Origin of the sequence: Halobacillus sp. BBL2006, assembly GCF_000786645.1 — a bacterium.
In the GTDB taxonomy this organism is placed as follows: domain Bacteria; phylum Bacillota; class Bacilli; order Bacillales; family Halobacillaceae; genus Halobacillus.
On record NZ_JRNX01000175.1, the window covers coordinates 1 to 6,929 of the forward strand.

Sequence of the window (6,929 nt, forward strand, 5' to 3'; positions counted from 1 at the left end):
GCAGGGGTAAACAGAAAAAATAAAAAGGAGGTTTTCTTGTTGGCTCAGTTTTACGTGAATCAAAATCAGCAAACTGATGGAGACCATGAGGTACACAAAGAAGGTTGTAAGTTCATGCCGTTTGAAAAGAATTTGCTCGCACTTGGAGGTCACACGGATTGTGCAAGTGCTATGGAAGAGGCTAGAAATACTTATGACCAGGTCAACGGATGTAATACTTGCTGTCCTGATTGTCACACGACTTAATTGCTGACCGCTATGTAACAACATAGCGGTTTTTCTATGAGCAGTATTCTCATCATTTGGAAGCGTTAAGTCTACTTGGATTCTTGCGCTTTTATTAGAGAAAAATGGAACCTTTTCTTCAGGATAAAAAATTACCTCAAGTAAATAGTAAGGGTGATGAATTCCTGAGGAGGATGAAAGATGAAGAAAGGTTTATTTATGATTTTTGCTGCTCTCATGGTATTCATGCTTGCAGCTTGTAATACGACCGAACAAGGAGCTAGAGAAAGACAACAGAATAATTTGAACCAAGTAAGCTTTGGTCCAGAAGATCAAGGAATCCAGCCTCATCAGATGCCTGATCAACAAGGACAAGTTCCTGGTCAAAACCGTTTTGATGCAAACATTCCTTATGAAGGTTTGAACCCAAATGGTCCTATAGGGCCTTTTCAAGGCCCGAATGTATATCAGAATGCTGATCGAAATGACAACACCAACGCTAATAACAATGACAACTTAGGTACAAACAAAGAGCGTGTTGATCAAGTAGACGGGGCTTTTAGAGAAGAAGTCATTAAGTTAACCAATCAGGCACGTGAAAAAAATGGATTAAAACCATTGAAAAATAGTGCAGATGTTGGAGAAGTAGCCCAAACAAAGGCTGAAGATATGTCTGATAACAAATATTTCTCACATACTTCACCAACCTACGGCACACCGTTTGACATGTTAAAGGAATTTGGAGTGGATTACCGTACAGCTGCTGAAAACATTGCTGCTGGTCAACAGACTCCTGATCAGGTCGTTAAAGGCTGGTTAAACAGTCCTGGACACCGTAAGAACATCATGAACAAAAACATGACTCATATTGGAGTCGGGTTTGCGAAAGACGGCCAATACTGGACGCAGATGTTTATCGGTAATAAATAGATCAAGCATGACGCATGGCAAGTCCAGCGTCGTGTTTCTTACATAGGAAGAGGTAAGGAAGTAGGAGATTGGATATGGTATACAAGGTGATGATTGTTTTTGCTCTCATCGTTACTTCATTTCAAGTTCATATGAGTTTTGCTGAGGGGTCAAAACGACTCGTTGCTTTAGGGGATTCTATTCCATATGGATACAATCTTTCCAAGGACAATCATCAGCCTCCAAAGGAAGCCTTCCCTTATCTTATTGGGTCAGAAAAAAGGGTGGAGGTCACCAATTTAAGCATCCCAGGTTTAACTTCAGAGGAATTGCTTCAAGCTGTTCGTTCAAATGAAAAGGTTAGAAGTTCAATACGTGAAGCGGATTATGTTCTTGTTTATATCGGTGGCAATGATCTCCTTAACTTAGTGAAAAAAAACAAGGGAATTGATGGAATAAAAGTGGATGAAATTGCGCCTGTTATACGCGACTTCATCTATCATATGTATTCCATCATAGTAGAAATCGACCGTCTTACTGATGGTAAAGTATTGGTTTATAATTTGTATAACCCTTACCCTGCTGCAGGGGATAAATTGAATGCTCCTTTGTACTATATCAATCAACAATATGCCTCTTTGATAAAGTTGTTAAAATATTTTACACCGATACAATTAATCGATGTTTACCAAGCGTATAAGGGACATCCAGAATATATCATAACTGGAGATGTACATCCGACGAAAGAAGGTCAGAAAGCCCTCGCTGATTTAACGTTACCTTATATTCACTAGCCTGCATTTTGTGCAGGTTTTCTTTATTTAATTTACCTCAGTAGGATTTATAGGGTTAGCCTTTGAAGCGATAAGTCAATGGATGCTAAAAACTGTACTGCGCTATCACTTATCGATTAACTGAAGGATTCTACACATCCTAATTTTCCATTGGCTCCGTCGCTAAACCGATTAGGGGACATCATTAACTATAAAAAATCATCAAGGAGTTTGCGCTTTTTATCTTCCTGTTATAATGAAACCAACTTGTTAATAAAAGGAGAATACGGTTTTATGATTCGTTTTGGAATTATTGGTACAAATACAATAACAGAAAAATTTCTTCAAGCAGGAAAGCAACATCCTGAATTTGAATTTATAGCCGTTTATTCAAGAACTGAAGAGCGGGCTCAAGAATTTGCAGCCAAACATGGGGCTGCCCATACGTTTACTTCCATCAAAAATCTTGCGGAGAGTACTGAGATTGATGCCGTTTATATTGCGAGTCCAAACTCTTTCCATGCAGAGCAGGCGATCCTATGCATGGAGAATGGAAAACATGTACTTTGTGAAAAACCTATGGCTTCCAATCAGAAAGAAGTAGCTTCCATGATTAACGTAGCGAGAAGGGAAGGCGTATTACTAATGGAAGCCGTCAAGTCTACATTCCTTCCAGGATTTACTAAGATCCGTGAGAATTTACATAAAATCGGGAGGGTCCGCAGGTATGTTGGGAACTTCTGTAAGTATTCTTCCCGTTATGATGCTTACAAAGAAGGTACGGTTTTAAATGCTTTTAATCCAAAATTCTCGAACGGATCATTAATGGACTTAGGTGTCTACGGAGTTTACCCAATGGTAGTGCTATTCGGAGATCCGAAGACCATCCATGCCAATGGCGTTTTATTGGAATCAGGAGTAGATGGAGAAGGGAGTATGATTGCGGAATATGAAGGGATGGAGGCTATCATCATGCACTCCAAGATTCAGCATTCCTATGCACCAAGTGAGATTCAAGGGGAAGAGGGGGCTGTCATTATCCCTGACATCTCTGAGCCGAGGGGAATCGAGATCCGGTATAAGGACGGAACGGTGGAGCCATTAACTCCGGAAGATACATTCGATCCGATGTTCTATGAAATTCAGGAATTTATAACTCTCCTTCAGAGTCAAAAAATACAATCGTCAGTGAATTCGCATGAAAATACATTGATTGCAGCTAAAGTGATGGAAGAGGCTAGAAGGAAAATCGGTCTCGTTTTTCCTAACGATCTAAACTAGTTAAGCGCAAATTATTCTTCATAGCTTGTTGGTCTTCTACCCATACTAAAAGAAACAAGTGAAAGGGTAGACGATATGAACATACAAACAGGCAGTTATTATTGGCCAAATACTTTTCCAGATGCTCCTGCGTACCCTCCTTTAGCAGAAAACATCACGTGCGACGTCCTAATTGTGGGAGGCGGAAGCTCTGGAGCGCAATGTGCCTATTACCTAGCTAAGGAAGATCTCAATGTGGTAGTCATCGACAAAGGGCAGATCGGTCGTGGGAGCACAAGTACGAATACGTGCATTCTACAATATTCAGGAGAAAAAAAGTTTACAGACTTAGTCCAGACTTTTGGAGACGATTATATCACAAGACATCTCCAATTATGTCAACAAGCAATTGATGACATCGAAGCCGCCTGCCAGGAGATTTCATATGATGCGGAGTTTAAGAGAAGAGATACATTGTATAATGTGAGTGAAGAAAAGGATCAGTTAGGTCTGCAGAAAGAATGTGAGTGGCTGCAAGAACGAGGTGCACCTGTAGCATGGGTGACAGAAGAGTGGATCGGAAATCACTATTCTTTTCAAAAGCCAGGAGCCATCTATTCCAGAAATGACGGCGAAATGAACCCGTTCATTTTCACGCACGGTCTGATGGAGTTTGCCCACCGAAATGGAGTGAAAATCTTCGAAGATACGGCTATGGTGGGGGAGCATTATGAAGAAAATATTCCTGTCATCAAGACAAATCAAGGCTCATCCATTCGCGCAAAAGTTGTTATCTATGCGGCAGGATATGACGCAATGGAGATTAAAACGGAAAAGAAAGCACGCTTCGTCAGTACTTACACAGTAACCACTGAACCGGTAGATGATTTTATTGGTTGGTACAATCATACGCTTATTTGGGAAACGGCGCGACCATATATTTATTTACGTACAACGAAAGATGGAAGAATCATTATCGGTGGTCTCAATGAAGATACTGCTAAACCGGAAGAACGAGATAAAAAGTTGGTCCACAAGCGTGACCAGCTCTTAAGAGAAATCCACGTGCGTTTTCCTGGTATCACTGTCTCGTCTGCCTATTATTCAGCAGCATTTTACGGGGGGATGGTTGATGGATTACCAATGGTAGGGATGTATCATCCATACCCGAACAGTTATTTTTTACTGGGGTATGGAGATAACGGAACAGTATACAGTATGGTATTAGCTAAGCTTATTAAGGATAGAATCGTGAAAGGGCGTAGTGATGATATAAAGTTATATGAGCCTCACCGTCCACTGACCAAAAAACGCCTTTATAAATCATAAAAGGCTTTGTTAAATAATCCTTTTTAATAATAAGTTATTATCTCGTAATAAGCCTTAATTCAGCATAAGTGCAGGATTATGGAAGACTCAATGTCGAGATATTCGTCTGTTCTATTGTCGTTGTGCGGAGGAAGTGATCGGCGAAATAGCTCGCTTTCCGTGGGCGTACGATGAGCCTCCCCAGGCTGCGCCTTTCGGGGTCTCATCCTGTACTTTTATCCCACAGGAGTCTCGCCATTTCTCCGACCCCTTTGCCTCCCTCACTTCTCACCCAACACGGACCTTTATCTCAACTTCGAGTCTTGAAGATAAGGGAGCTTTGTTAGAATAAGCAAAAAGGGACTTCCGCAGGTGGGAAGTCCCTTTTTTGGTGACGTAAATTCAATAGCAAGTTTTAACAGAGCCATAATAAAAGGTAAATGTTTATCCTAATTCATTTTCTGCTTTGTCATCATTGGTATTGATCATTTCAGCCATCTCACTTTTAGAAGCGGACATTCGCTTATGTGCCATTCCCCACTCATTCATGGACTCTAAAAATGAGGCCGTGGTTTTGCCGTAAGGAGTGATGCAATATTCGACTCTTGGGGGGACAGTTTCATAATCGACGCGCTCAACTAGTCCATCATCAATTAATTTTCTTAATTCACGGGAAAGGATGCGTGACGAAATATTTCCATCAAGAGAACGTCGCAACTCATTGAATCTTAGACGGTCTTTATGAAGAAGCTGCCATAAAATAGCACCTTTCCACTTGCCGCAAACGACTTCAAGAGTGATGTCAATTCCTGTCTCCAATTCGCTCACACGTGTCACCTCATCTTGAATTATTTTTTTGTTCCTTGCTTTTCCATAGCCTTTTGGTATCCTTCCATGATCCCTTGTGCGTAAACTCTGTTTAACACAGTCATGGTCTGAGGGATCACTTGATCACCTGAAGTATCGGATACTTGATTGAGTAGGTCGACTAATTCTAGCAGTTCTTCCGTGACGGGAAAAATGGGCTTGATATTATCCCTCACTTTATCACCTTCCTATTCGGTTCGGAAAATACTACTAGTATAATTCTATTGGGTTTCCCTTGATACCACAAGTAGTTACAGATTTGTTACTTGTACACATTAACTATTTATAATATAGCTAATTTTAAAAATCAAGTCCGTGATTTTGGCTGATTTATGAACCGTATAGCCCTGCTTTTAACATTGTACAAAAGTTATAATTATATAGCGGAAGTAGGAGATTTTGTATAAGTGGGCAAGGAAAGCTCACAAAGTTCTATCCTATTCTATTATCCTGTATAATGAGAGGAACTTTCATACTAGCGGAGGAACTTTTTTATGCGAAAAATAATCGCCTATACAATGAATTATAAAGTGTCTGCCAGTATTGCGCTAAGTTTGATGATAGTCGAATTAATCGTCGAACTGGTTCAGCCATTAATTATGGCAAAGATTATCGATGGCGGAATAATTGCAGAAGATTATTCTGTTGTGACTCTTTGGGGCAGCGTATTGGTCGGCTTATCTTTTCTGGCTTTCACAGCCGGAATCACAAACTCCTTCTTTGCTGCTCATTTTAGTCAGGGAGTGGGTTATGATTTGCGGAGAGATATATTCGCTAAGGTTCAGCATTTCACACATGAAAACTTTAAACAGTTTTCTACTCCCGGTTTGGTCACAAAAATGACGAATGACGTCACGCAAATTCAAAGTTTATTGTTCATGTTTGTTCGCATCGCATTAAGAGCGCCCCTGTTTATTATTTTTGCTTTAGTTATGTCTTTCTCTATTAGCGTTCCATTATCGTTAATCTTAGTCATCGCAGTACCTTTATTTCTTGCCTTTCTTTTCTGGGTGCTTAAAAAGGGTGTGTTCCTGTTTAAGCTTGTCCAGCATGAACTCGACGGTTTGAACACAGTCATCCGTGAGAATTTGACAGGAATCCGCTTAATTAAAGGATTTAGCAGAGAAAAATTTGAGAGCAACCGTTTTTTAAATGTTAATAGAGGTTTGATGAAGACCAACAAGCGTGCACTATGGTTAATGGAAGTTGCTATGCCGGTAGTTATGCTTGGTATGAATGCGTCCATTCTCATTATTCTATGGTTAGGAGCCGATAAGTTAGGACTGGGGGATATTCAAGCAGGTGAGCTTGTAGCCATCATCAATTATGCGACAAGAATCATGTTTACCTTCAGCATTTTTACTTTCTTGATCATGGTATTTTCCAGAGGAAATGCATCCGCTGAACGAATTGAAGAAGTGCTGGACGTAAAGGCACCATCATACTTAGAAGGTAAGCAAGCGATTCAAAAGGACCTGGCAGGAGATGTTCGTTTTGAACGGGTCTCTTTTTTTCATTCCCAACACCCTGCTCTTCATGAAGTGTCTTTCCATGCGAGCCCAGGTGAAACAGTCGGATTGCTTGGTG

Annotated in this window: 8 protein-coding genes; 6 read left to right on the forward strand and 2 right to left on the reverse strand. The window is 40.5% G+C overall.

The annotated features are described in order from the left end of the window. From LD39_RS06280 to LD39_RS06300, 5 genes are all read left to right on the forward strand, one after another. A partial coding sequence (locus tag LD39_RS06280; RefSeq protein ID WP_231572521.1) for a hypothetical protein occupies positions 1-246 on the forward strand: 246 nt, incomplete at its 5' end. A gap of 180 nt (positions 247-426) precedes the next feature. Continuing rightward, positions 427-1,155 (forward strand): CAP domain-containing protein, encoded by a 729-nt coding sequence (locus tag LD39_RS06285; protein WP_035544092.1) that lies wholly within the window; start codon positions 427-429, stop codon positions 1,153-1,155. Positions 1,156-1,229: 74 nt separating this feature from the next. Next, positions 1,230-1,928: a GDSL-type esterase/lipase family protein gene (locus LD39_RS06290; protein WP_035544094.1), complete on the forward strand. Its 699-nt coding sequence runs from the start codon at positions 1,230-1,232 to the stop codon at positions 1,926-1,928. A 273-nt stretch (positions 1,929-2,201) separates the two neighbouring features. Next, on the forward strand, positions 2,202-3,188 hold the full coding sequence (locus LD39_RS06295) for a Gfo/Idh/MocA family protein (protein ID WP_035544097.1): 987 nt from the start codon (positions 2,202-2,204) through the stop codon (positions 3,186-3,188). A 75-nt stretch (positions 3,189-3,263) separates the two neighbouring features. Continuing rightward, positions 3,264-4,496 (forward strand): FAD-binding oxidoreductase, encoded by a 1,233-nt coding sequence (locus LD39_RS06300; RefSeq protein ID WP_035544100.1) that lies wholly within the window; start codon positions 3,264-3,266, stop codon positions 4,494-4,496. Between the two features lie 423 nt (positions 4,497-4,919). On the opposite strand, the gene LD39_RS06305 is transcribed toward LD39_RS06300, so the two are convergent. Both LD39_RS06305 and LD39_RS06310 read right to left on the reverse strand, forming a co-directional pair. After that, the gene (locus LD39_RS06305; protein WP_035544101.1) at positions 4,920-5,303 is read right to left on the reverse strand and encodes a helix-turn-helix domain-containing protein; all 384 of its coding nucleotides are present in this window, start codon (positions 5,301-5,303) and stop codon (positions 4,920-4,922) included. Between the two features lie 20 nt (positions 5,304-5,323). Next, positions 5,324-5,518 (reverse strand): hypothetical protein, encoded by a 195-nt coding sequence (locus LD39_RS06310; RefSeq protein ID WP_035544103.1) that lies wholly within the window; start codon positions 5,516-5,518, stop codon positions 5,324-5,326. Positions 5,519-5,836: 318 nt separating this feature from the next. Between LD39_RS06310 and LD39_RS06315 the strand changes: the two genes are divergently transcribed. Then, positions 5,837-6,929: ABC transporter permease (locus tag LD39_RS06315; RefSeq protein WP_035544105.1), on the forward strand; the 1,093-nt coding region annotated here is incomplete at its 3' end.

What these genes read in the sequence shown, in the direction of transcription:
- LD39_RS06285 (WP_035544092.1), top strand. Translation starts at nt 427, where the DNA reads ATGAAGAAAGGTTTATTTATGATTTTTGCTGCTCTCATGGTATTCATG.
- LD39_RS06290 (WP_035544094.1), top strand. Translation starts at nt 1,230, where the DNA reads ATGGTATACAAGGTGATGATTGTTTTTGCTCTCATCGTTACTTCATTT.
- LD39_RS06295 (WP_035544097.1), top strand. Translation starts at nt 2,202, where the DNA reads ATGATTCGTTTTGGAATTATTGGTACAAATACAATAACAGAAAAATTT.
- LD39_RS06300 (WP_035544100.1), top strand. Translation starts at nt 3,264, where the DNA reads ATGAACATACAAACAGGCAGTTATTATTGGCCAAATACTTTTCCAGAT.